This is a genomic window from Pseudonocardia pini (assembly GCF_013870575.1).
Lineage (GTDB): Bacteria > Actinomycetota > Actinomycetes > Mycobacteriales > Pseudonocardiaceae > Pseudonocardia > Pseudonocardia pini.
This window is the reverse complement of the sequence record NZ_JACBXB010000820.1, coordinates 1-2364: the sequence shown is the minus strand read 5'-3', so window position 1 is coordinate 2364 and position 2364 is coordinate 1. Positions and strand designations below refer to the sequence as shown.

The following is a 2364-nucleotide window of genomic DNA, read 5'->3' as shown; positions in this document are numbered from 1 at the left end:
GCGCTCGCCCGGGCCTACGGGGTGGGCGCCGACGCGGTGCGGGAGGGGCTGCGCGGGTTCCGGCCAGGGCCCCACCGGTCCGCGCTGGTCGGGACCGTGGACGGCGTCCGGTACGTCGACGACTCCAAGGCCACCAACCCGCACGCCGCCGACGCGGCGCTCGCCGCCCAGCCGAGCCGGCACATCGTCTGGATCCTCGGCGGGCTGCTCAAGGGCGCCGACGTCGACGAGCTCGTCGCGAAGCACGCCGACCGGCTCGCGGGTGCGGTCGTGATCGGCGCCGAGCGGGGGGAGATCGTCGACGCACTCGCGCGACACGCGCCCGAGATCCCCGCCGTCGAGGTCACCGAGGGCGACGATGGGGTCATGCGCTCCGCCGTCCGCCGTGCCGCCGCACTCGCCCGACCGGGGGACGTCGTACTCCTCGCACCCGCCGCCGCGTCCATGGACCAGTTCCGGGACTACGCGGCCCGCGGGACCGCCTTCGCAGCCGCCGTGGGGGAGCTGGCCTGATGGCCACCCGCAGCCCGGGCACCACCCGCTCGCGCCGCAGCACGCCGAAGGAGCCGGAGGGTCGGTTCGGTCCCGCGCGCGCGGCCGTCGGACGCGGCGCGAAGGCACTCGACGTCTGGTTGCGCCGCCCGCTCACCTCCCTGCACCTGATCCTCGCCGTATGGGGCCTGCTCACCCTGTTCGGCCTGGTCATGGTCCTGTCGGCCAGCGCGGTGGAGTCCTACTCGGCGGGCGGGTCGTCGTACTCGGTGTTCGTGCGCCAGCTCGGCTTCTGCGCGGGCGGGCTGGTCCTGTTCTGGATCGGGCTGCGGGTGCCGCCGAAGCGGATGCGCGCGTTCGCCCCGTGGATGCTGCTGGTGGGTGTCGTCGCGCTGGTCGCGGTGCTGATCCCCGGGGTCGGGGTCACGCGCAACGGGTCGCAGGCCTGGTTCGCGATCGGCTCCTTCTCCGTGCAGCCCTCCGAGGCCGTGAAGGTGGCGCTGACGCTGTGGGGCGCGCACGTGCTCGTCGCCCGCCGCGCCGTGATGCACCGCTGGAAGCACGCGCTGAACCCGCTGGTCCCGGTCACGTTGCTGCTGCTCACGCTGCTGGTCCTCGAACCGGACCTGGGCATGACGATCTCGCTGGGCATCGTCATGATCGCGCTGCTGTACTTCGGCGGCGCCCCGATGAAGCTGCTGCTCACGATCGGCGTCGGCGGCCTGGCGGGCGCGGTGGTCCTCGGCCTCACCGCGGGCTACCGGGTCAGCCGGATCACCTCGTTCCTGTCGTCGGACACCGCCGACCCGCTCGGCCCCGCCTACCAGGCCACCCAGGCGCTGTACTCGCTCGCGGACGGCGGGCTGTTCGGCGTGGGGCTCGGCCAGGGCCGCGCCAAGTGGGACTACCTGCCCAACGCGCACAACGACTTCATCTTCGCCATCATCGGCGAGGAGCTGGGCATGGTCGGCGCCTTCGCGGTGCTGGCCCTGTTCGCCACGCTGGCCTACACCGGGCTGCGGATCGCGCGCCGCAGCACCGACCCGTGGCTGCGGCTGGTCACCGCGACCTCCACCGCGTGGCTGGTCATCCAGGCCGCGATCAACATCGGCTACGTGGTCGGTCTGCTGCCGGTCACCGGACTCCAGCTGCCGCTGATCTCCTCCGGTGGCACCTCGATGGTGGTGACCATGTTCGTGTTCGGCATCCTGACGAACGCCGCCCGGCACGAACCGGAGGCGGTCGCCGCGTTGCGGTCGAACGGCCAGGGCCGGATCGCGACGTTCCTGCGGCTGCCGCTGCCCGAGCCGTACCGTGCGGTGCGCGGATCGGCCTCCGGAGGCGCAGCCCGCGGAGCCGATCCTCGATACCGCAGTCCCGTCCCGCGCCCGCCCGCCCAGCGGTCGGTGCGTCGCTGAACCGAAGAGGGCCCAGCCAGTCCATGAGTCAGTACGGCACCCAGTACCTCCCGCGCATGGGCTCCGGCCCCTCCGTGGTGATCGCAGGCGGCGGCACGGCCGGGCACATCGAGCCCGCGCTGGCCTTCGCCGACGCCGTCAAGCGGCTGCGGCCCGACGCCACCGTCACCGCCCTGGGCACGGAGAAGGGCCTGGACCAGCGGCTCATCCCGGCCCGGGGCTACCCGCTGGAGCTGATCCCGCCGGTGCCGCTGCCCCGCAAGCCCTCCGCGGACCTGCTGCGGCTGCCCGGTCGGGTGCGCGGGGCCGTGGCCAGGGTGCGGGAGGTCCTGACGAAGGTCGACGCGGACGTCGTCGTCGGGTTCGGCGGGTACGTCGCCCTGCCCGCGTACCTCGGCGCGCGCGGCCGGGTGCCGATCGTCGTGCACGAGGCCAACGCCCGCGCGGGGCTGGC

General features: G+C 74.0%; 3 protein-coding genes. All 3 read left to right on the top strand.

Features of this window, described 5'->3' with window-relative positions; genetic code table 11:
- Positions 1–513 (top strand): glutamate ligase domain-containing protein (locus H5J29_RS29450; protein WP_281376134.1); only part of this gene is annotated, 513 nt, incomplete at its 5' end.
- Positions 513–1910, top strand: a complete 1398-nt coding sequence (gene ftsW / locus H5J29_RS29445) for a putative lipid II flippase FtsW (RefSeq protein WP_181784237.1) — start codon at positions 513–515, stop codon at positions 1908–1910. The genes H5J29_RS29450 and ftsW, both read left to right, overlap by 1 nt.
- A gap of 23 nt (positions 1911–1933) precedes the next feature.
- A partial coding sequence (locus H5J29_RS29440; RefSeq protein ID WP_181784236.1) for a glycosyltransferase occupies positions 1934–2364 on the top strand: 431 nt, incomplete at its 3' end.